At 46.3% G+C, this 21,531-nt stretch carries 16 protein-coding genes and 2 pseudogenes; 6 read left to right on the forward strand and 12 right to left on the reverse strand.

The window, feature by feature from the left end:
- The first annotated feature begins 496 nt into the window (after positions 1-496).
- Complete coding sequence (locus tag QUA42_RS07690; RefSeq protein WP_333136558.1) at positions 497-1,243, forward strand: creatininase family protein; 747 nt, start codon at positions 497-499, stop codon at positions 1,241-1,243.
- Between the two features lie 153 nt (positions 1,244-1,396).
- Here QUA42_RS07690 and ndk read toward each other — a convergent pair whose 3' ends face one another.
- Positions 1,397-1,846 carry a nucleoside-diphosphate kinase gene (ndk, locus tag QUA42_RS07695; protein WP_333127444.1) on the reverse strand — a complete coding sequence of 150 codons (450 nt, stop codon included), beginning with the start codon at positions 1,844-1,846 and terminating at the stop codon, positions 1,397-1,399.
- A gap of 634 nt (positions 1,847-2,480) precedes the next feature.
- Here ndk and QUA42_RS07700 point away from each other — a divergent pair.
- Complete coding sequence (locus QUA42_RS07700) at positions 2,481-3,239, forward strand: hypothetical protein (RefSeq protein WP_333136560.1); 759 nt, start codon at positions 2,481-2,483, stop codon at positions 3,237-3,239.
- Between the two features lies 1 nt (position 3,240).
- Here the strand turns inward: QUA42_RS07700 and proB are convergent, their stop codons facing one another.
- The 7 genes from proB to QUA42_RS07735 all read right to left on the reverse strand — a co-directional run bounded on the left by proB (position 3,241) and on the right by QUA42_RS07735 (position 10,836).
- Positions 3,241-4,413 (reverse strand): glutamate 5-kinase, encoded by a 1,173-nt coding sequence (proB, locus tag QUA42_RS07705; RefSeq protein ID WP_333136562.1) that lies wholly within the window; start codon positions 4,411-4,413, stop codon positions 3,241-3,243.
- Between the two features lie 75 nt (positions 4,414-4,488).
- A complete protein-coding gene (locus QUA42_RS07710; protein WP_333035333.1) occupies positions 4,489-5,010 on the reverse strand; it encodes a YqeG family HAD IIIA-type phosphatase in 522 nt (173 codons plus the stop codon).
- Between the two features lie 149 nt (positions 5,011-5,159).
- On the reverse strand, positions 5,160-6,284 hold the full coding sequence (gene mltG, locus QUA42_RS07715; RefSeq protein WP_333136564.1) for an endolytic transglycosylase MltG: 1,125 nt from the start codon (positions 6,282-6,284) through the stop codon (positions 5,160-5,162).
- Positions 6,285-6,528: 244 nt separating this feature from the next.
- On the reverse strand, positions 6,529-7,107 hold the full coding sequence (locus tag QUA42_RS07720; protein WP_333136566.1) for a DUF3727 domain-containing protein: 579 nt from the start codon (positions 7,105-7,107) through the stop codon (positions 6,529-6,531).
- 313 nt (positions 7,108-7,420) lie between these two features.
- Positions 7,421-7,882, reverse strand: a complete 462-nt coding sequence (gene ruvX, locus QUA42_RS07725) for a Holliday junction resolvase RuvX (RefSeq protein ID WP_333136568.1) — start codon at positions 7,880-7,882, stop codon at positions 7,421-7,423.
- A 249-nt stretch (positions 7,883-8,131) separates the two neighbouring features.
- Entirely contained in the window at positions 8,132-9,463 is a 1,332-nt protein-coding gene (locus QUA42_RS07730) for a GNAT family N-acetyltransferase (protein ID WP_333136570.1), read from the reverse strand.
- A gap of 191 nt (positions 9,464-9,654) precedes the next feature.
- Complete coding sequence (locus QUA42_RS07735; protein WP_333136572.1) at positions 9,655-10,836, reverse strand: F420-0:Gamma-glutamyl ligase; 1,182 nt, start codon at positions 10,834-10,836, stop codon at positions 9,655-9,657.
- Positions 10,837-11,667: 831 nt separating this feature from the next.
- Between QUA42_RS07735 and QUA42_RS07740 the strand changes: the two genes are divergently transcribed.
- Positions 11,668-13,098, forward strand: a complete 1,431-nt coding sequence (locus QUA42_RS07740) for a hypothetical protein (protein ID WP_333136574.1) — start codon at positions 11,668-11,670, stop codon at positions 13,096-13,098.
- Positions 13,099-13,625: 527 nt separating this feature from the next.
- On the opposite strand, the gene QUA42_RS07745 is transcribed toward QUA42_RS07740, so the two are convergent.
- A complete protein-coding gene (locus QUA42_RS07745) occupies positions 13,626-14,366 on the reverse strand; it encodes an SIMPL domain-containing protein (protein WP_333136576.1) in 741 nt (246 codons plus the stop codon).
- 644 nt (positions 14,367-15,010) lie between these two features.
- On the opposite strand from QUA42_RS07745, the gene QUA42_RS07750 reads away from it, so the two are divergent.
- Together QUA42_RS07750 and QUA42_RS07755 are read left to right on the forward strand one after the other, a co-directional pair.
- On the forward strand, positions 15,011-15,148 hold the full coding sequence (locus QUA42_RS07750; protein WP_333136579.1) for a hypothetical protein: 138 nt from the start codon (positions 15,011-15,013) through the stop codon (positions 15,146-15,148).
- Between the two features lie 157 nt (positions 15,149-15,305).
- A pseudogene (locus tag QUA42_RS07755) lies at positions 15,306-15,506 on the forward strand (IS630 family transposase); the annotation flags it as partial.
- Positions 15,507-15,519: 13 nt separating this feature from the next.
- On the opposite strand, the pseudogene QUA42_RS07760 reads toward QUA42_RS07755, so the two are convergent.
- The 3 genes and pseudogenes from QUA42_RS07760 to QUA42_RS07770 all read right to left on the reverse strand — a co-directional run.
- Positions 15,520-15,715 (reverse strand): annotated as a pseudogene (locus tag QUA42_RS07760) (IS5-like element ISAva5 family transposase); the annotation flags it as partial.
- Between the two features lie 145 nt (positions 15,716-15,860).
- On the reverse strand, positions 15,861-16,901 hold the full coding sequence (locus QUA42_RS07765; RefSeq protein ID WP_333136581.1) for a glucokinase: 1,041 nt from the start codon (positions 16,899-16,901) through the stop codon (positions 15,861-15,863).
- A gap of 208 nt (positions 16,902-17,109) precedes the next feature.
- A complete protein-coding gene (locus QUA42_RS07770) occupies positions 17,110-19,170 on the reverse strand; it encodes an amylo-alpha-1,6-glucosidase (RefSeq protein WP_333136583.1) in 2,061 nt (686 codons plus the stop codon).
- A 317-nt stretch (positions 19,171-19,487) separates the two neighbouring features.
- Between QUA42_RS07770 and treZ the strand changes: the two genes are divergently transcribed.
- Positions 19,488-21,317 (forward strand): malto-oligosyltrehalose trehalohydrolase, encoded by a 1,830-nt coding sequence (gene treZ / locus QUA42_RS07775; protein WP_333136585.1) that lies wholly within the window; start codon positions 19,488-19,490, stop codon positions 21,315-21,317.
- The last annotated feature ends 214 nt before the right edge of the window (positions 21,318-21,531 follow it).

The following is a 21,531-nucleotide window of genomic DNA, read 5'->3' on the forward strand; positions in this document are numbered from 1 at the left end:
CCAGGTACCTTCTTCAGTAGCTGAGGCACTCTCGCGCTGCGATCGCTTGTACGATCGCCATTTGTTCGATCGCTTAGAATCCTTCGCCAGTCCATCCCACAGACACGCGCTCGACCTTTGCTACTTGCTCATGCAAGGAATACAGCCGTAGAGCAGTTGCCGGAAGCGCGCTGTCTGCCTGCGTCCAGGCCACAGAAGTCTGGTCATTTTTCGGGGTCGGTGTTAATTTCATAAAACATTGCCCGCTGTTAATTGACCACGTAACACCCAATCTAGAGGGATATGCTTGTTATACTACTCTTAAAAGGTTATTAAAAGGTAAAGTTTTGGCCATCAAGTGGTTAAATTATTAACGTTAAGTAATATAACGGTAAAGTTGCGAGCGCACTTTAGAGCTTTTTTTAAGAATACAATAATAAGTTGGTCGAAATTCCTTTTTCTTCCCGTGCCGGCTACGATCGACGATAGCAAGTAAAAATTCTGTAGACTGCCTATCATGTTGCTGCATTTGAGTACCTGGCCCGAGGTAGAAGCTTATCTCGAAAGCTCGCGAGGCATAATTATCCCGATCGGCTCCACCGAACAGCACGGGCCCACCGGCTTGATCGGGACTGACGCCATTGCTGCCAAGGCGATCGCCAGCGGTGTCGGCGAAGCTGCCAATGCCTTAATCGGCCCGACAATTAATGTAGGGATGGCCTTGCACCACACCAGCTTTCCCGGCACAATCAGCCTCCGACCGCAGACCCTGATACTGGTAATCAGGGATTACATCACATCTTTGGCAAAAGCGGGATTTGAGAAATATTTCTTCATTAACGGTCATGGTGGCAACATTGCGACAATGAAAGCAGCATTTTCCGAGACATACGCCCATTTGTCGGACTTAAATTTACCAAATGCCGATCGAATCCAGTGTCAAATCGGCAACTGGTTCATGTGCGGTTCCGTCTACAAACTAGCAAAAGAATTATACGGAAACCAAGAAGGTTCCCACGCCACCCCCAGCGAAATCGCCTTAACCCAGTACCTTTATCCAGAAGCAATTAAGCAAGCTCCGCTTTCGGAAGAAGTCGCTTCCGGGCACAAAATTTTCGGTGGTGCTGACTTCCGCCGCAGATTTCCCGACGGGAGAATGGGTTCAAATCCGGGCTTAGCAACCCCCGAACACGGTCAACAGTTTTACGAATTAGCAGTCAAAGAATTGACTAATAATTATTTGGAGTTTTTAAGTTCCGATTAACGTTTTTTATCCTCGTTACTATAAATAGCTTGGTAACGAGTAAAAATGTCAAACTATTCTATATTTTACGGTTATGAGTGAGTCAGCAACATGATATTTCATCTATCTGAGAAAAGCTATATCTCCCGATTAACCACCGGGAGAATATCAAAACTATTCCACAATCCAAGGAGTTAAAGAAGGTGTCCAAGCACTCAATTCTTCTTCCTTGAACCAAAGGCTAATTTCCGCCTGGGCAGTTTCCACAGCATCAGAACCATGAATAATATTGCGACCAACATTCACAGCCAAATCGCCGCGAATTGTCCCCGGTTCTGAATTCAGAGGATTTGTTGCGCCAATCATTTTCCTCGCCGAGGCCACAACGCCGTCGCCTTCCCACACCATCGCCACAATCGGTCCGGAAGTGATGAAGTCTACCAGTCCCGCAAAAAAGGGTCTTTCTTTATGTACGCCATAATGCTGTTCGGCAAGTTCGCGACTAGCCGTCATTAGCTTCATGCCAACTAGCTTAAAGCCCTTGGCTTCAAAACGACCGATAATTTCGCCGACGAGTCCGCGCTGTACGCCGTCGGGCTTAATCGCTAAAAAAGTCCGTTCCAAGATTAACTCCTATAATTGTGTTAACTGACCCAAAAGATAGAGTAACTCACAACGCACCTAAAGGCAATTCTGAGAATGGAAAATTGTCATTTGGAGGCTTATAGCCGCAGGAAGAAGGAAGAAGGAATAAGAAGAGGGAAGAGAAAAGAGGGAAGAAGCAATAAAAGCAAGGGTTAAAGAAACCGGGTTTGTCAGAAAAATTTTTGTTGAGCAGCTATGAATCTCCGAAGAAATCTGGTTTCGAGACTTCTATGTGTCTAGGAGTGATTTGCATGGATCACCGCGATTTTGTAAAAGGCATTTTTTAGCAGTGCGAACAGGATGCTCACTTGCCCATATAAGTTAATCATCCTTTAAATTATCGGTAAATAATCAAACTCTTGTGGGGTGGCTTTGAGCAACGCCTGAAATATGCAATCTAAATTTAGAACATTTTATCTCTAGGCAACAAGATGCTCGAACTTCTGGCACAATATGATACAAGTCACTGTTTCCTGTGACTGCCAACACTCTTACCTATGATCTCAAATACAACTATATATGATAATAAACACAATTCTTTAGGCGCTAAAATATAGATAATTAACGGAGATATGAAGATGATCTTGACAGCAACCATTCAGGCGAAAAAAGTATGAAAGGCATTGTAGCATTCATTGAATCCAAAAAGCAAGAGTTTGCAAAATTGCCCTTGTTTGACTTTCTCGCCAATAGACACATTCACGCGAATCAACGACTAATTTTTGCACCTGTACTCGCTCCTTTGGCTGTGGGATTGAGCGATTTAAATAAATATGTGCTCCGAGAATCTTCTAGTAATAACAAAGTTCAGGAGCTCCTTAATAAATATACTTATAAAAAAAACTATTATTGGCACGACTATCTAGAATACCTAGAGGAACTGGGCTTAAACCAATTAATGAGTTACGGCGATTTCAGACTGCTTTGGGGTGAAGAAACTAAAAAAACTCGATCGCTTTGTTCAGTGATCGAACGCTACGCTTGGAAAGCTTCTCCCATTCAGAAACTGGTGTTAGTGGAAGTCCTCGAAGGCACTGCGCAAGTTTTTTTTGAGGCGGCGCTAGCAGTGGTAATGGAATTACAGCAAATTAACCAAAAAGAATCTGTTGATTTTGGAGGCTCTTATGGGGGTTTAGAAAATTATCACCTTTTAAACACGCCAGAGATGTTGCAAATTTTAGCAGAGATCAAACTTACAGATGCGGAATACCAAGCAGCTTTAGAATTAGCACAAAATTTATTTGAACTGTTTACAGAAGCGATGAACGAGCTGTTCAGACACAGCCAAACAAATTCTTGCAAGACTGTGCTGCAAATATCTTCAATTTCTGCCTTCGCTCATTGCGCGATCGACTGTCTCGATATTTGTTAGTTTAAACAATCACTAAATTATCTCGGTGTACCGCCGTTTCTACGCCTGCATAGCCTAAAATCTCAGCAATTTTATCGGACTTGCAGCCCTGGATTTGTCTCAATTCTAAACTGCTATAATTCACAAGTCCTCTAGCAATTTGCTTGCCTGTTGTGTCGCACAACTGCACGGAATCATCAGCTTGAAATTCTCCTTCTACTTGAGCAATACCCGCAGCTAAAAGCGATTTTCCGCCATGAGAAATTGCCTTGACAGCACCCGCGTCTAAATATAGTTTCCCTGCCGGAATTAGCACGTTAGCTATCCAGTGTTTGCGAGCGTTTACAGGGCGCGGTTGAGGCTCAAATTGAGTGCCGATCGACTCTCCGTTAAGTATTTTCTCGATATTACCAGGAAAGCAGCCGTCAGTGATGACAGTCCGCACTCCCGATGCAGTTGCTATTCTCGCTGCTTCAATTTTTGTCACCATACCGCCGGTTCCCCAACCGCTGCGGGAATCTCCTGTTTGCACCTGAAATTCTGTGAGCTGTGCCATACTTTGGACTAGGGCAATCGGCTGCGCGTCGGGATTGCTGCGCGGATCTGCGGAATACAGCCGATCAACATCTGTGAGCACAAACAACCAATCTGCTTCTACCAAACTCGCTACTAGCGCCGAAAGCGTATCGTTATCGCCAAATTTGAGCTCGTCTACCGCCACAGTATCGTTTTCATTGACGATCGGAATCACGCCCAACCTGAGCAGTTGCTGAAAAGTATTGTAAGCATTAACATAACCGTTACGCTGCACTAAATCGCCCCTAGTGAGCAATACTTGAGCGATCGGCTGTTGCAGAGTAGTAAACAAGTCATCGTACACCCGCATCAGCCGCCCTTGACCCACAGCCGCCACAGCCTGTTTCAGAGCAATGTTTCGCGGGCGTTCCGTCAAACCCAAGCGCGCGCAGCCCACCCCAACTGCACCCGAAGAAACCAAAACTACTCGATGGCCTTGCTGCCGCAAATCAGCTAAAATTTCGACCAATGCAGCAATAGTTGAAAGAGCTAAATTTCCGGTAGTCGATCGAGTCAGAGTCGAAGTTCCAATTTTAACAACAATAGTTTTAGTCTGTTGTCGGTTGACTGTTGACGGTTGACTGTGGACTGTTGACTGTTGACTGTTGTCTGTTGCCATTAGTTACCAATTCCTAATTACCAATGCCCAATGCCCTATGCCCCATGCCCTATGCCCAATTCCCGATGCCCAATTTTAATCTTTAATTTTCAGAGATGCCCCCAAAGCTTGAGAAACCCAAACTTCAAAAGAGCGCACCGGATACTTGCGAAGCGCATACCCAGCATCAACCATTGGTTCCACTAAAATAGTGAACATACCCAAACGATTGCCTGCTAAAACATCAGTAAAAAGTCGATCGCCCACCATCGCCACCTGTTCCACCGGCAAATTCATGGCAGTCACTGCTGTTCGCAACTTGCGGCGCGACGGCTTAGCCGCACCCGTGATGTAAGGTAGATTCAAAGAATCAGCAATTCGACCGATCCGATTTTGACTTAAATTATTGCTCGCCAACCATAGCGATACCACGGGTTTAATTTCTTGCACCCACAAGCTGAGTTCAGGAGAAGCATTCATTGCCGTAATGGGAACAAGAGTTTCGTCCACATCCAACACTAATCCTTTTATCTGATATTTCTGCAGAATGTCAGCCGTTAACTTCATGACTGAATCGCCTAGAACTAAGTCAGGCTGTAGTAGTTTACCCCAAGTCATAATGATTTTAGATTTTAGATTTTAGATTTTAGATTGAGAAATAAGAAATTGGGAGTTAAAGATTGACAAAGTAAAAAATCAAAAGTGAATAATTATTGCTTTTCCTTGGTTACTTTTGACTTTTTACTTTTTTATTAGTCATTGCCCATCTATTGACCCGATCGCACTTGTCTATCCACTTTAGCCACAGCAGCATCGTGTTCGGCCTGAGTGCGGCTAAAAATGTGAGTGCCGTCATACCGCGCCATAAAATACAGGTATTCTGTATTTTCTGGAGTCAGAGTCGCCTCCAAACTTGCTATTCCCGGAGATGCGATCGGAGTTGGGGGTAGTCCTGGATTTATATAAGTATTGTAAGGAGAAGGCGTTTCTACTTGCTTAAAAGTCAGAGGCTTTTCCTTAGTTTGCCTGATGCCCAGAGCGTATTCAACTGTCGGGTCAGATCCCAACGCCATACCCTTTTTCAGACGGTTGTTGAACACTCCAGAAATGCGGTTCCGCTCGGAAGCAACCACAGCTTCTTTTTCTACAATACTCGCCAAAGTCACCCATTCTTTGAGAGAGAGCTTCGTATTATTCTGATTTTTTTGATATACCGGCAAAGCTGTCTGCTCGAAACGGGTGAGCATTTGTGTGATCGCAGCTTGAGGAGTAATTCTATCGCCGTCTAGTTGATAAGTATCCGGGTACAAAAAACCTTCCAAATGAGGCAATCCGCTCGGCAGCCAAGGGAATTGAGCGTAAGGAATTTGACTCGCGGCCGCCATAAACTCCTTAGCCGGGAAAAAACCTTGCGCTTCAAAATAAGCGCTCATTTGTTGCAGCGACCATCCTTCTGGAATCGTGAAACTCTGCTGTACGACTTCGCCCTTCCAAATTTTGTCAGCAACTGCACTCAGAGGCTGAGTCGGCGACAGTTGGTAAGTTCCTGCTTGAAAACCTCCCTCGCGGTTTTGCAGAGTCAGCCAGCGGGCCCACATATTCCATGCCGAGCTCGATCGAATCAACCCGGCTGCCTCTAAATCCCGGCCGATTTTTTGACTGGGAGTGCCCTCCGGGATTTGGATCGAAACTACAGCATCCTCTGGCGTGGAAGTTGACGTTTCAGCTATTTTAGGAGGCGCCGAAGCCCAGCTCCACCAAGCCCAGCCTTGCCAGGCGCAAACTCCCCAGATTGCCGGCAGCAACGCCAGATAAAACAACCATTTAGAGACTTGCGGAGTACCTTTTCGGCTCTCGCGCGCGCTGCCTTTTGTCATTTGTTCTTTATTCATAGTCCGTTGTCCTGGATAAGCGGCGGTTAACTAGCGACTCATGACTGATGACCTGCGATTGATGACCGAAAAGTTACGAATACAAGCCCTTTAAAAGACCCAATTCACGCGGCTCAATTCAAAAGCCCGATCGCGAAGGCAGAAGCGGCCACCTCGAAAAACTTTGATCGGGCGAGCAGTTTACTGTTTTATAAAATAGTAAAAAATTCTGCTTTTTGCCATCAGGGCTTGTGCCTGCTAATATTTAATCAAGCTCGTCAAAGAACTGGTCTTCCAGCATAGGTAACATCGGTTCCAGCCTTTGGAACTCTTCTTCCGAAAGCAATTCTGGCTTGCCGTCGTCATCCATTCTAGCCAATATAAAGAACGGGTCGAGAGGCGTATAAATGGCATATTCCTGTTCTTCGTGGTAGAAGCTGGTCAGCCACATCAGTTCCTCGAATTCGGACTCCTCATCTGGATCGACATCAGATGCCATATCCTCTTCGGGAAATTCCGGCAATTCGCCCACAACAGTCAGCGTCACCGCCGTGCGCCGGAGCGTCAAGTTCTGCTCTTGCAGGACAACTTTAGCTGTATCAAAAATTTTGTCAATTTCGGTCTCGTCTTCTACAGGAATTGCGGCTTCGTCGTTATCGTCTCCCTGCCAAGTAAAAATTTCTACTGGTGAGTCAATCGGAAGCAGCAAAGCGTATTCTTGACCTTCGAGATTCATAGAATATTCTATGTTGCAAGTCAGCGATCGCCCAACTTCATCCGTCAAGGTGACGGACTCTTCGTTGGAACTGCCATTCTCTTTTTTGCGGTATGGGGATGAGGACATCGCGTGTATCTTAGTTTTCCGTCAATAATTCAGTAACGTTTGCTTGACAATGGGGAATTTTCGTGGCGATATTCTGGCTAAGTGGGCGATCGCCAGTCCACCAGCTTAAACCGCGAGACTCGCGGCCTTTTCCACAGGCGAGGAGTGCAGCGTTTAAATCTCAGTCGAGTCAGCAAGCGACACTGAGGACAAATCACGATTTTGTGCTTCTTCAGTACCAAGGGTACAGCAGAATTTTCTCCAGTTTGTCAAGGGTTACAGGTGTGCGTAGCAAACTTGCACAACCAGGATATCACGCCTTTGTTACCAGCTATCAAGGATTGGGAAGGGCGGAGATATTTTGCCTCCGCTCGTCTAGCCACTGCTGCAAAATCAGGGCTGCTGCTTTGCGATCGATCGAACCCTTATTATTTTGCGACGGCGAAATCCCTGAAGCTTTCATCAATTCCTCTGCCTCAACCGAAGTCAGGCGCTCGTCCACGTACTCTAGGGGGAGCTCTAAGGCTGTGGCGATGCGATTCGCATATTTCTGCACCTGTCGGGCTTGAGCACCCAATTCTCCGCTCAGAGAGTAGGGCAAGCCTGCCACCAAAATTTGTACTCTCCGCTCTCGCACGAGTTCTCGGAGATAAGCTACGTCTCGATCAAAGGACGATCGTACCAGTGTTGTAATGCCCGTAGCTATTAAACCGGTGCCGTCACACCCGGCGATGCCGACTCGTTTGAGGCCGATATCTAATCCCAGTGCAGAAATCCATAATTTATCGTTGGACATTATCAATCCATCTATTTTAGATTTTAGATTTAGATTTAGTGTTTTTTTGCGAAAATAATCTTATTGGACGAACCGCGAAAACGCGAAGTAATAAGAGAATAAAGTAAGAAGAAGATAGGGAATCTTAGGTTGATATCCACAATCAAAAGCAGAAGGGATATTTTGGGATTATGACAGAAAAAATAAATTTCTTGGATGACTAATTTTATTTTTTTCTGCCTTATACCTTTTACCTTCTGCTTTCACTTATTAAGAATTGAGTTCTCCGGGCCAGCCCCCGTCAAGAGGCAAATCCGACAAATTTAAAGGCAAAATGCTGCTGCCATCAGTTGCTGCTGATTCGGAATTCTGAGCGCCCAAGGGGTTAACTTGATTTGTTTGGCTGTTTCCTGAGTCAGTCAACAGCGGTTTAATCTCAGACGACGCAGACCCTGCTGTGGCTTCCCCAGCCATCGGGCCGAGCCAGGACATCCGGCCCGGTACGGGTTTGCGAGTTGGCTGGAAGCTTTGCAACATTTCTGATAGCTGGAGTCCTTCGAGAGAGACCAATTTGGACTCGCGCAATTTGTGCCACACCGATCGAGACATCAGCAAACTGTGTTCCACGCGCACTGCTCCAAATTGCTCTAAATAAGCTTCCCGTTCCGGCTGATAGTCAGCGGAAGCCAGTTGCAGGCTTTGAACTGGGAAATCTTGAACAAGGCGCGCCATCTGGGACAGAAGTTCTGGGTAAAGCCAAGTGTAAGCCGGGTGTACAGTCAACTGGGCGACGTGCGGTTGCTGACCATTGCGGGATAGCTGCACCTGAAAATAGCCGATCGCGGCTTTGCGCTGCGGTTCAAACACGTAGCCACTGACTACCTCGGTTTTGCCCAGCCACTGTCTGACACCTTCGACTAAAGCGCCGAAAAAACTGGTTTTGAAATCTTGAATGTGGCGATCGAATACTTGGCGCACCAGCGGCGGCATAGACGCGGTATCCAGTTGGTATAGCAACTGAGCGTCTGCGTTGCTGACGGGCAGCAGGTTGGGCAAATCGGGGGTCGAGGAAGCCATTTCTTGCAGGCGTTCTGGGGCGATCGTCCAGTAAGTCATCTGGGCCAAAGGCTGAAACCCGTTTTGCCGATACAAGGCCAAGGAAGTTTTGTCGCCGACATTCACTTCCAACAGCCACGTCCGCGCCTCCCAGACTGCCTCAAAGCAGTACCGCAGCAGCATGGAACCAATTCCTTTGCTGCGGGCTTCCGGGTCTACTCCTATGCGATCGATCCGCCAAGTGCTGCGGGTGCGGTTGAAAGGAGAAATCTGAATTATGCCCTTAACACTCCCCTCTTCTTCGGCAACGTGGGCACGGAACAGGGACTGACAAGGGTTGGGAAACAAGCTAAAAATCTTTAGTAGTCCGTACCAGCGACGAATCTGCTGCAACTTTCTACCTAGTACCACGTCGCAGCTTCCGCCCTTGCTGTTTTCTGGCTCTTCGGTTGTTTCCGCGCACAGTTGTTCCATCACCTCGATGTCGCGATACTGAAACGGGCGAATCACAACCTGGTTTTGGTTTTGGGAGGGAAATGAAGTCATAGCATACAAGTGGAGAATGGAAATTTAAAAATAAAAATTCAGAAAGGGGAAGAGTTAGAGAAGTTTTGAGTTTTGAATTGGTAAATTTTGATTTCAAAACTTATAACTTTTGATTCTTCTCCCTTTCTTGCGCGATCGAAAATTAAAAATTTCAAATCATCTTTTTGAATTTTTAATTTTCTGTTTTCAACTCAAGATTTTTGTTGCAGAGGTCGAATTACAACGACTGGTGTGCGCTCGTCAGCATTCCCGGCGGGGTTGCTTCGCAAGGCTTGCTCTAAGAATGTTACCGATAAATCGGAGGTCGCTGCTAATATCTTAACTGCTTTCAAGTCATTAGCGTCTACGATCGCCGCCGCAAGTCCGGTTTCTCGTTGAATTTCTTCTACAACTTGCTGAGGATTGTCCGGGCCTAGGACAATAAATTGGTCGAAGGGAGGCAAAGTCCCCGTAACGTCGTCGATCAGCCTTGCTTGTTCCCCTGCAAGTTGGTAAAAGACTCCCGGTTTGCCGAATATTTTGGCCACAGCGCCGATCGCAAATGCCGCTACTACGCGCCAAGGGCCGACTACATCAACCAACGTCTGCATTCCGCAAGCCGTGGCCAAACTCGACGTGGGCAAGAAAAACAAACACACTCGCTTTGCCGCCCATCCGGGTTTGACTTCGCTGGGATGGCGGTAGCGTCCCTGCATCAAAGCTAGGGGAGTTTCTGCCAAGGCGACAATATCGCCTTTCTGGGCGCGCGGCAGCACGTACCGTTTGACAATTTCGACTGGATTGTCCAATTCCGCCAGTATGTGAGTGCGAATCGGCAAGACTTCTGCAACTCCGACATTTCTGGCGATGGGTACGGTGTCCGAGTTGGGAAATTGCAGGGGAACTACTACGTTACGGACTTTGGGGATGCGCCCGCCCGGGCCGTAGGTGACGAAGTGTACTTGCACCCAAGCTGACTGCAATTTGGTTAAATCTTGCCCTTGAATGTCTACAGAGACTTTAATTTTCGTGTTTTTTTGGGCTTTAACAATATAGCCGAACCAGTAATCGTCTGCTCTGGCTCCTGCCTCTTTGTGGCAAGGAATCACCTTTGTCTGGGAAGTAACGCCATCCAAACTTCCGTCTGACAGCAGTTTCACTTGCGCCCGCACTTCCGGCAACATAATCTCAAAGCGCTGTGTCAGGTTGCGGAACTCCATTTCCCCGACTAAAAGATAGCGGTTGGGTTCCGAGATGGCTAAGTGCCATTCTCCGGCTGTTAGTTCTAGTTTATTTGCACTTCCAGTCCGGCGATAGTTCAACTCTAGGCCCAATCCGCCCAATGCTAGCAGCGAACCGGCTGCTGCGATTCCTGTTGCTAAAGTCTCAATCACTCAAATCACCGCCAATAATATTTTGTGTTTACTGTAGTCGATCTCGGGTACTTTGAGCCCCGATCCGGTAGTAATTGGATTGTGCTCAGTTTGTTGGGGGCGATCGAACTTATGCCAAATTACACGTAAGTGCGAGCGCCTCTGGTGGCTACAACGGTCAAGTTGCTGTTCAAAGAGCTCGATCGTGAGTTAGATCGCTACAAAATCTGGCGTTGCTTAATCAGGGCATGAAAAAAATAACTTGAAAATCCTGAATCTTTGTGGATACTGGTTTCTATAAGTTGCATATTTAGCCTTTCAGACTGTAAATCAGCTACGTCTGCAAAACCAATCAGTTAATTCAATCATTTATTATGATAAATTTTTAAACATAAAATATATTGGAATAGTTTTTAACGTTAATTTGTAATCGAAAATCAACTTTTTAACTCCCTATTTATTAAGTATTTACACCTGTAATCATAAGAGATATTTAATAACCATTCCTTAGTTTTAGATATAAATAGTTAATCTCTTAACAACTCTGTATACATGAGTTATTTTCGCCCGTTGTCTATCCATCGCTCGTTGTCTGTCCCTCGTCAAAATATCTCAAATGGGTTCAAAAGAACCGCTATTGACAGGCTCTTCCTTTATATCTTGCCCTTTTTGTCAAGTACGATTTATACCAAATTAGATGAGCTTACCCTGCGAGCCGCTAGCGCCGTAGTGATCAGTACCTTTAAGAATCTACTTCTTAAGTAACAGTCAAAATCTAGTTCTTAGGCAGTAGATTTTCTGATAAATAGATAGTTAGCCTAGTAAATGTAGCAGTAATACCCAAGGATATCTATGACTGATAATAAGCAGCCTTTTAACCAGCCTGAAGCCAATCCTGACTTCCAGGAAAAGAATGTTGACAATAGCGAAAACCAGCAGCTTCAGGCTCAGACTAACGAAAATGCAGAATCAAAGGAAGAGCAATCATCAGGCTCAGGCCTTGGTGCGAGGATAGCTGGAGCAGCAGTCGGTGGTATATTGGGTGCTCGCTCTGGAGGCATTGTTGGTGCTGTAGCAGGCTCAGTTGCTGGCGCTATGATTGGTAAAGGTACTGCTGATACTGTTAACCGTGCTGTAGATAATTTAGGGGATGCAGCACACGCTGTAGCAGACGGTATTACACACACTGTAGAAGAGCTAGGGACAGTAGTAAAGGAAACTGCTGAGGAAGTTAAACCATCTATCAAAGCTACAGCAGAAGCAGTCAAGGAGACTGTTGAGGAAACTAAGCCTTCCATTAAAGGTATAGCCGAATCTGTCAATGAGACAGTTAGGGAAGCTAAGCCTTCTGTAGTAGATGCAGTCAAGAGTGCATCCGAGGAAGTCAAACCTACGATTAGAGAAGTAAAAGATTCAGTCAAGCAGACAGTCGAAGGTGTCAAGCCTTCTATACAAAGTGCAGCGGACTCTATTAAGAGCACTGCCGATGAAGTTAAGCCTTCTGCCAAAGCTGTAGCTCAAGAAATTGAGGGGGCAACTAAGGAGTTTAGATCGACTGTAAAAGATACAGCCAAGGCAGTTGAGCCATCTATAAAAAGTGCAGCCGAATCGCTTCAGTCATCTGGCAAGAGTGCAGCCGAATCAATCAAGTCATCTGCTCAAAGCGCAGCCGAATCTGCTAAAGGTGCAGCGCAGGATGTTAAGTCATCGGCCCAAAATGCAGCCCAATCTGCTAAAGATGCAGCGCAGGATGTTAAGCAGGATGTTAAGTCATCGGCCCAAAATGCAGCTCAATCTGCTAAAGGTGCAGCGCAGGAGTTTAAGCAGGATGTTAAGTCATCTGCCCAAAATGCAACCCCATCTCCTCAAGGTGTAGCGCAGGATTTTAAATCATCTGCCCAAAATGCAGCCGAATTTGCTAAACCTCCAGTGCCTGATTTTAGGTCATCTGCCCAAAATGCAACCCCATCTCCTCAAGGTGCAGCGCATGATTTTAAATCATCTGCACAAAATGCAGCCGAATCTGCTAAACCTGCAGTGCCTGATTTTAGGTCATCTGCCCAAAATGCAACCCCATTTCCTCAAGGTGCAGCGCATGATTTTAAATCATCTGCACAAAATGCAGCCGAATCTGCTAAACGGGCAGCGTACGATGTTAAGTCATCTGCCCAATATCTAGCCGACTCCGCAGAGGAAAATAAGGATAGCGATATTCACATCTCCGGCAGTCCTGAATTCAAAGACCAAGTGGTCATTCATGACAAGAGAATCATTAAGGACTAGGTAAAGTAAGGGCTTAACTCCAGCTTGTTAAAGCTAGCCCTAAGAGAGTTTAACAGAGAGTGGATCTTAGAAAAGAGTCCACTCTTTTCTGTTTAGGAGGAATGCGATCGCCTAGAGTTTAACAGGCAGTCTATTTATTGAGGGACTCTCCCCCTGAAGAAGGAGAGATTCCGTTCATAGTTCATAATAGGTTGTAGCCATTAGTCGTAACTGCTCACCGCAACAAAGTTGGGGTGAGCAGTTAAACTTTAACTCAGAGTGCGCCACTTAATATTTCCTTAGATAATTATGAATTTTTCCACCGACTTACTTAGAGTGAAACTTTGTTGGGCACTAAAATTGTTAAGGATGTGATTGTTGTGGCTCTTCCAGGCGAAGATACGAAAATATTTGTGTTGGACGCGAACAATTGCTCGACTACTGGCAGAAGTGGTTAAAACGGCTAAAGTTTTTTGTAGAAAAAGCTGCTTAATAAATCGAGAAATAGTTAGGGTCAAGCTGAGGTGGCCAGTTCAACCCCTAACTATTTAATATCCAAATTGCAAAGTCACAGAAGCTTCTACCTGCTGTTCCCCTCCCACCACAGGCGTTGTAGCATTAGCAGCAGCAGCGCGATCAGCAGCAAACTGCCGATACATAGGAGGCGGCGCGCTAGCACCGTTGACTTGAATGCCCAGAATCTCTCCCCGCTTCAGGTTGAGGGCGCTAAAGACTGCATCCGCTTGCGCTTGAGCATCTTGAGTTGCTTTTTTGATTGCTTGTTTCTGAGCAGATTCGATCGCACTTTCGGCGGCGGCAAAACTCACACCGTCGATGCGTGTGGCTCCGGCATTCACCGCATCGTCGAGCAAAGTGCCGGCAGATGCAGTATTAATCCGAAAACTGACGGTATTCGTCGCCGTATAGCCCGTCAAGCGCTGCTGGTTGTTTTCGTAGCTGTAAGTCGGGCTGAGGGTGATCCCTGCAGTTTCGAGTTTTTCGACTTGGCGCGATCGCAGCAACTCTACCACAGCGGACGATCGTCTCGCCGCTTCCTGCTGCACCTGGGCCGCCGTTTTGCCCTGCACCTCAACCCCCAGGCGCACTTGCGTTTGAGTTGTAGGAATCGCTTCCACACCCCGCCCAGTAACAGTCAACGTTCTGATCCGCTGTTCTTGAGCCGCCGCCGGATCTAATCCCACGAAACTGACGAGAGTTAAGGTTAAACACAACGCTGTTACCAGACTGCGGAAATTAATGCGATCGCCACGTTGCAAATTTGAACTCATAAACTTGATTCTCCTCACATACAACAGATGCTATACTTTACCTTCCCACTGAAATTGCTAAATATCCGGGTTGTTACATTTTTAGCAACTAAAAAAATAGTTAGTAATTCTGAAGAAATTGTGAGTTATTATACTGTCCGCAGGACGCTCCACTAAAAAATCGGTGTTCTGGGCAAAATCAGAGGTTTGGCAATCATAAATAACGATAAATATAGAAACCTACCGGGTTTCTGAAACTGTCGGCACAACTCCTAGTTCATTTTAATTTTAATGCTTAATAAATATTGACAGTAGTTAAGTTTTGTCGCATCTCCTAGGTAGTGCAGTTAAAATATTCTGATTATAAATGTTGTCAATTGAATCGGTGAAAGCTGGATCTATTATTAACTCAAAAAGAGTAGAAAATTTTACAGGTATGGTTTTGGGACGACATTGGATTTAGTTTAAGAGTCACCAGCACAAAAAAACTGGTGTAAAAAAGGAAGCCAAAAAAAGGTCAGAAGAGACCGAAGAAAAGGCAGAGGTAATGTAATGGGAGGAGGGAGGAATTTGTATCAAAAAATGTAAGTAGAGTTTCTCAAAATAGGCAATTAATATAAGCTTTATCAATTGCTAAAACTTTTTTATGAAGAGCTAATCAATGAATGGTATTAGCAAGTAACCAAGCCTCACAATTTGCTGAAAAAGTAGCAAAAATAGTTATCATTCTTGATAATCCTAGTTTTCCTAAGAAAGAAGAGTACCTGAAAAAACTTGAAACAGAAATGCCTAATCTTTATTAGACCTCTTGCAAAATAATTTTATGCTATAATAAAGGGTTTGGCTTAAATGAAGCAGATTGCAGTTCTATCAGCACTTTACAATTATGAGTTAGCTCTCAGGTCTAAAACTCAAAACCTTTAATTGTAACATAGATTTTTTTTGCAAGAGGTCTATTGAGAATTTCTCCCCGAATACAGCCTATACTCTAACTTAATTGAATTAGTATGGCATTCAACAAAAGAATATATACTCACCCGACTTTTTACCTCAATTGAAGAGCTAGAGTATTTATTGCCGATCCTCTTAAATGAACGAGAATTAATAATTAAAGGAGGGCGCAAAATCAAAAATAAGGGCAATGCTTGTATCACAGTTTAAATATGCAAGAGCTTAATGCTAATAGCCCTGGAGAGCAAGCACTTTGACCGCAGTTAGATCGACACAAGGTAACAAAATCACTATCTCAGTACAAGACTCCGAGTTCGTCGCGCATTTTCATATACGGGTTTCCTTTCCGAAAGGAGGTTCGTGTTCTATTAAGCGGTGATTCCTGGAATCAATGACGAGTACCGGGGGCGAAGAGTCATAATCAATTATTGAATGTGGTGCACGATCGCACAATCATTCTCGCTATTAATGGTGACTAGACCTGATGGTTTCACCCCTCAGATCGAGCCAACAGTCTCTTTTAACCGCCGAGTAATCAATGAGATAACTTCTACTTGAAATCTCCTAAAGACCGGCCGCGCAAACAGCCGCACCAATTAACCCTACATTGGGATTCAAAACCAATCGAACTGGCATCATTTCTAACAGCGAATCCATCCGGCCTTTGTGCGTAAACGCTCGCATAAAACCCCCTTCTTGAATCAGCGGCAAAATTTTAGCAGCGATGCCACCAGCTACGTACAAACCGCCGTAAGGTAACAGTGTCAGAGCCAGATTTCCGGCCACTGCACCGTAGGCTTCTACAAACATTTGCATTGTTTGTTCGGAAAGCCTATCGCACTTTTTGAGTGCCGCCTGTGCAATTGTCGCCCCCGGATCGACACTCTTCTCGCTTTTACCGATTTCTGACTCCCATTTTTTGATAACTTCCCCTATCTCCGGCGATTCAGGAGCAAACTTTCTGTCCCGCAAAAACTGGTAAATTGAAACAATCCCTAGTCCCGAAACTACACGCTCGATCGAAATTCTTTGAATGTCGTGTTTTGCTAACAAATATTTCAGCAATTCAAATTCCAACTCCGAACGAGGAGCAAAGTCACCGTGTCCCCCTTCCGAAGAAAAAACCTTGATGCCATTTGCCTCGGGAATTCCATAACAGTTTCCTAAACCTGTACCCGCACCAATCACAGCAATTGGATCGTGCTCGCGAGGTTTTCCTACTTGCAAAGTGTGCAAATCTTTAGCATCCAAAGCCCACACGCCGTAGCCAACCGCGACAAAATCATTAATTAAACTAACGTGTGATATTCCTAATTCCTGTTCCAGACGCTTCGCATCCAACATCCAAGGCAAATTAGTCAGTTTTGCAGTGTTGTTAACTACCGGGCCTGCGATCGCAAAACAAGCTTTTTCAGGCAATGGCGTCAAATCCAATTTCGTAGCAGCTTCCCTCAAAAACTGCTGCACCATCGGCACTAAATCGGGAAACTCCGCGCTCGGATAGCGAAACTCGTAAAGAGCGTTCATTTCACCGTTAACAGTCCTTTCCACTAACCGCAAAATTGTCTTAGTTCCGCCAATATCGCCCGCTAATAATAATGCCATAAATCTCCTATTTTATTAGTAGTTGTCTTGATTTCGTTGCCGAACAACCCACCTATTTTATAACAATTACAGGCAGATTGGTGAACTCTTTTTTTAAACGAACCGCAGAGGTACTCTTGACGCAGAGAAAGAGAACAGACAGAGAAAGAGAGATTCTCTTGAGGGCTTGAATTTGCGATATTACCAAATGATTGATAACACTACTAATTTAAACACCCACAGTATTAATTGCCAACCAAGCCCGCAGCACCTCAGCCACAGTCCAAGCTTGAGCCGTGCAGCCCCGAGGCGAGTGAGGGGCGTCGCCCTCAAAAATTTCACCCAGACTGCCAACTCCGCCGCCCCTTATATGATGTGCCATCGGTTCCAGGAATTCGCAAGCTTGTGCTGGATCTTTGTATACGTGCAAGTGCGCCAAGACAAACGGGCCAATCAGCCAGCCCCAAACTGTGCCCTGGTGGTAGGCGCTGTCGCGCTGCAATTGGTCGCCTCCGTATGCGCCGCGGTATTGCGGGTGCTGCGGCGAGAGGCTGCGGAGGCCGACAGAAGTTAGAAGCTGTTGAGCGCAGGCGTCCACCACGCCGCACTGCTGGATGGGCGTCAGTAAGGGTGTATAGCGAGTTTCCTGGCGCATCCCCGCTGAAAAGGAGTTGGCGGAGTGAGGAGGAATCGAGTCTAGGGGCAAGGATACGGCGAATATTTGGTTGGGCCGCAGCGAACTATCGTGTCCGTCTGGGCCGTCGAGAACGTCGTAACAGTAACCGGTTGAGGCGTTCCAGAAGCGAGGAAATCCGGCGGCTGTTCGATCGCCCAATTGTTGGTATTCATTGTGAGGCTTGCCCAGTTTTCGAGCAAAACTTGCCATTGCTTGTATAGCATTGTACCAAAGCGCACTGAGTTCGATCGGCTTACCAATCCGAGGCGTCACCACCCAATCGCCGATTTTCGCATCCATCCAAGTCAGTTGCACGCCGGTTTCGCCCGCGTAGACTAAACCGTCATCGGGATCGACGCGGATGTTATACCGAGTACCCTGCAAGTGCCAGTCAACAATCTCACATAACACCGGCCAGAGTTCGGTCAAAAGTTCGTCGTCGCCCGTGGCATCGATATAAGCGCGAATTGCCTCAAAGTACCAAAGCGTGGCGTCGGCGGTGTTGTATTCCGGTTCGCCGCCCGCATCCGGGAAGCGGTTCGGCAGCATTCCCCGATCGACATACCGCGCAAATGTCCGCAAAATCGATCGCGCAATTTCCGATCGCCCGGTACAGATTGTGAGACCTGGCAGGGCGATCGTCGTGTCGCGCCCCCAGTCGCTGAACCAGGGATATCCGGCGATGATCGTTTTGCCTTCGCGTTCCTCCGCTAGCGGGCGGCTGACGATAAATTGGTCGGCGGCGAGCACTAAGTGATCGATCCAGTCGGGAGATTCGCTGACTTTTGACCAGTTGTGCAGCAGTTGTTGGTCATAAGTGTGACGCCTTTCTAAAGCTGTACCGCCGTTGAGTTCGGGATTTTTCTCGGTGCTGGCTATCAATGTCAGAGAACTTCCCGGCGCGATCGTCATGTGAAAAGTCGCCGCGTGCAAGTGATCCTCGCTGCAATCCAATCCGCGGCGCTTTTCGGCCGCGAGGTCCAATCCGTAATGCCAATTGTATAAAGCCGCAGAAACTCGAAATTTTGCCTCGGCTTCGGCATCCGTCAGCAGGTACAGGGGTGCAGCCTTGGGAAATGCAGTCACGCAAACCCCGCTTTCCAAGGTTTCTAGGCTCATCTGCCAGTCGCCGGCGCTTGTCGTGTGGTGGTAGTCGCGGTAGTTGACTAGGGCTTTGACAGCGAGGGCAATCGGTTGTGAGGCGCGGTGCAAGCGGTATTGAATATATGTTGTGTTAGCACCTTGCTGCATCCAAATCCGCTTTTCCAGGATAGCGTCGGCGAGAGCAAACCTCCAAACAGGCGTCGTGCCTTCGAGGTGAAAGCTTTCGATGTATTTGTAGCCGTGGGGTTCCATCGTCGCGTCGGCCCAGCGGTTTGTATAAAGCGGATATGCGCGATCGTGATACACAGCCGTCTCGTCCAGCTTGGCGAGCATCAAAGTGCGTCCCAGCGGGGGTTTGAGGGCAGCTACCAGCAAGCCGTGATAGCGGCGGGTGAGGAGATTTGCGATCGTCCCGCTAGCGTAACCGCCGATCCCGTTTGTGACCAACCACTCCCGAGACTCCGCCGAGTCGAGATTGCAGCAGATTTCCCGTCCAAAAGCCATAACCATAAAATCCACACTCGCGCTGATTTTTGACCTACCTTTAGGTAGATTTCCGACATGATATTAACCAGAAATATTAACGCTTCCAGACCGTTAATTTAGCGATCGCCCCCCTGCCGATTCCTGCTCTAATTTAGACACAACCAACCGCTAATTTTGCCCCTTACATAATTTTAGCCTTTGATGCCTCTGTCTAAAGTTAGTTGTTTGTTATATTAAGTAATATTACCGTCTAAACAGGCGCTGAACGTTAAGGGCAAAGCATTTGATAGCGCGTCGGGCGATCGAACTACCAACCTATTTTATAAGGAGAACAGCTCAAAGTGAAGATAGGAGCAAATTACCTCGGCAATAACCAATGTGAATTTACCGTTTGGGCGCCCACCCTCAAACAAATCGCAGTCCAAATTGTTTCCCCAAAAAAACGCCTGATACCCCTGCAACAATCGGCAGAAGGTTATTGGCAAACCACAGCTACAGACATCGAACCAGGAACCCTTTACACCTACCAAATCGAAGGAAAAACCGACCGACCAGACCCAGCTTCAAAATATCAACCCCAAGGCGTACACGCCCCGTCGCAAGTAATAGATGAAAATATTTTTACTTGGACTGACACAAATTGGCAAGGCGTGCCGCTAGCCGAAATGATTATTTACGAACTGCACGTCGGCACGTTCACCAAAGCCGGAACCTTTGAAGCAATAATTCCCCAGCTAAAACAACTTAAAGAATTGGGAATCAACGCTATCGAAATAATGCCAGTAGCCCAATTCCCCGGCGAGCGAAACTGGGGATATGACGGCGTATATCCCTACGCCGTTCAAAACTCTTACGGCGGCCCCGAAGGCTTCAAAACACTCGTCAACGCCTGCCACGAACACGGCATTTCAGTAATTCTCGATGTAGTTTACAACCACCTCGGCCCCGAAGGAAATTATCTCAGGGACTTCGGCCCCTACTTTACCTCAAAATACGGCTCGATTTGGGGAGACCCCCTCAACTTCGACGATGCCTACAGCGACGGCGTGCGTAACTACTTTATTGAAAACGCCCTCTACTGGTTTCGAGACTATCACATCGATGCCCTGAGATTAGATGCAATTCAAGCAATATTTGAAGTAGGTGCAAGACCTTTTTTACAAGAACTATCCGATGCCACAGCCGAGATTTCCCAAGAACTAGGACGGAAACTTTACTTAATAGCCGAAAGTGACTTAAATGATGTCCGCACTATACGTCCTAAAGAACTGGGGGGTTTCGGATTAGACGCCCAATGGTGCGATGATTTCCACCACGCACTGCACGCCTTGCTCACTGGAGAAGACGACCGATACTACCAAGATTTCGGCAAGTGCGAACACTTAGAAAAAGCCTTCAAAGAAAGCTTTGTTTACTCCGGCCAGTATGCCCCCCACAGAAAGCGGAAACACGGCAATTCTGTTAAGGATGAACCGGGTCATAAATTTCTGGTGTTTGCCCAAACCCACGACCAAATCGGCAACCGCATTTTGGGAGACCGACTATCCAAAATAGTTGACTTGGAAGGATTGAAACTTGCAGCCGGCACAGTCTTAATTTCTCCCTACATTCCCTTCTTTTTTATGGGAGAAGAATATGGAGAAGAAGCACCGTTTTTTTACTTCATCTCCCACTCGGACGAAAACTTAATTGAAGCTGTCCGCAAAGACAAACAACAAGAATTTAAAATCTTTGAAGGCCGAGGCGAGTTTAACGACCCCCAGAGTCCTGAGACTTTCGATAAGTGTAAGTTAAACTGGGAAAAACAAACCGAAGGGAAACACAAAATCCTTTGGGAATGGCATCAACATCTGATTCAACTGCGGCGGACAATACCGGCCCTTAAAAAACTCGACAAAAACAGTCTAGAAGTGTCCAGCATTGAAGGGGAAAAAATCTTATTTCTACGTCGCTGGACAGATGACAGCCAGATATTCTGCATTCTAAACTTCAACAGGCAAGAGGTAGCTTTTACGGCTGCACTTCCCCAAGGCAACTGGAACAAAATTTTAGACTCTGCTGATGAAAAATGGATGGGTTCAGGTTCTAGCTTGCCTGAAAAGATAACTTCACAGCAAGAATTGACTGTTAAACCCCAGAGTTTCGCGCTTTACGAAATAATACAGAAATAGTAGGTTGAGCGGAGCGAAGCGTAGGGTTCGCTCCCGCTCAACCCAACAACTGATTTTAGATTGGCGATTTGAGATTTTAGATGGGAGCAAAAATCTCAAATCTCACTTAAATCTCAAAGTGAAGGGCTTGGGCGGAGTGAAACGGAGGGTTCGTTCTCCACTCAACCTAACTATTTCTAATTTTAAACAACAAACCCAACCAACTAATTAATTA

It is taken from the genome of Microcoleus sp. Pol11C2, assembly GCF_036701505.1.
Taxonomy (GTDB): Bacteria; Cyanobacteriota; Cyanobacteriia; order Cyanobacteriales; family Microcoleaceae; genus Microcoleus.

Coding starts and splice junctions, on each gene's coding strand:
- QUA42_RS07690 (WP_333136558.1), top strand. CDS start 497: ATGTTGCTGCATTTGAGTACCTGGCCCGAGGTAGAAGCTTATCTCGAA.
- QUA42_RS07700 (WP_333136560.1), top strand. CDS start 2,481: ATGAAAGGCATTGTAGCATTCATTGAATCCAAAAAGCAAGAGTTTGCA.
- proB (WP_333136562.1), bottom strand. CDS start 4,413: ATGGCAACAGACAACAGTCAACAGTCAACAGTCCACAGTCAACCGTCA.
- QUA42_RS07710 (WP_333035333.1), bottom strand. CDS start 5,010: ATGACTTGGGGTAAACTACTACAGCCTGACTTAGTTCTAGGCGATTCA.
- mltG (WP_333136564.1), bottom strand. CDS start 6,284: ATGAATAAAGAACAAATGACAAAAGGCAGCGCGCGCGAGAGCCGAAAA.
- QUA42_RS07720 (WP_333136566.1), bottom strand. CDS start 7,107: ATGTCCTCATCCCCATACCGCAAAAAAGAGAATGGCAGTTCCAACGAA.
- ruvX (WP_333136568.1), bottom strand. CDS start 7,882: ATGTCCAACGATAAATTATGGATTTCTGCACTGGGATTAGATATCGGC.
- QUA42_RS07730 (WP_333136570.1), bottom strand. CDS start 9,463: ATGACTTCATTTCCCTCCCAAAACCAAAACCAGGTTGTGATTCGCCCG.
- QUA42_RS07740 (WP_333136574.1), top strand. CDS start 11,668: ATGACTGATAATAAGCAGCCTTTTAACCAGCCTGAAGCCAATCCTGAC.
- QUA42_RS07745 (WP_333136576.1), bottom strand. CDS start 14,366: ATGAGTTCAAATTTGCAACGTGGCGATCGCATTAATTTCCGCAGTCTG.
- QUA42_RS07750 (WP_333136579.1), top strand. CDS start 15,011: ATGGTATTAGCAAGTAACCAAGCCTCACAATTTGCTGAAAAAGTAGCA.
- QUA42_RS07765 (WP_333136581.1), bottom strand. CDS start 16,901: ATGGCATTATTATTAGCGGGCGATATTGGCGGAACTAAGACAATTTTG.
- QUA42_RS07770 (WP_333136583.1), bottom strand. CDS start 19,170: ATGGTTATGGCTTTTGGACGGGAAATCTGCTGCAATCTCGACTCGGCG.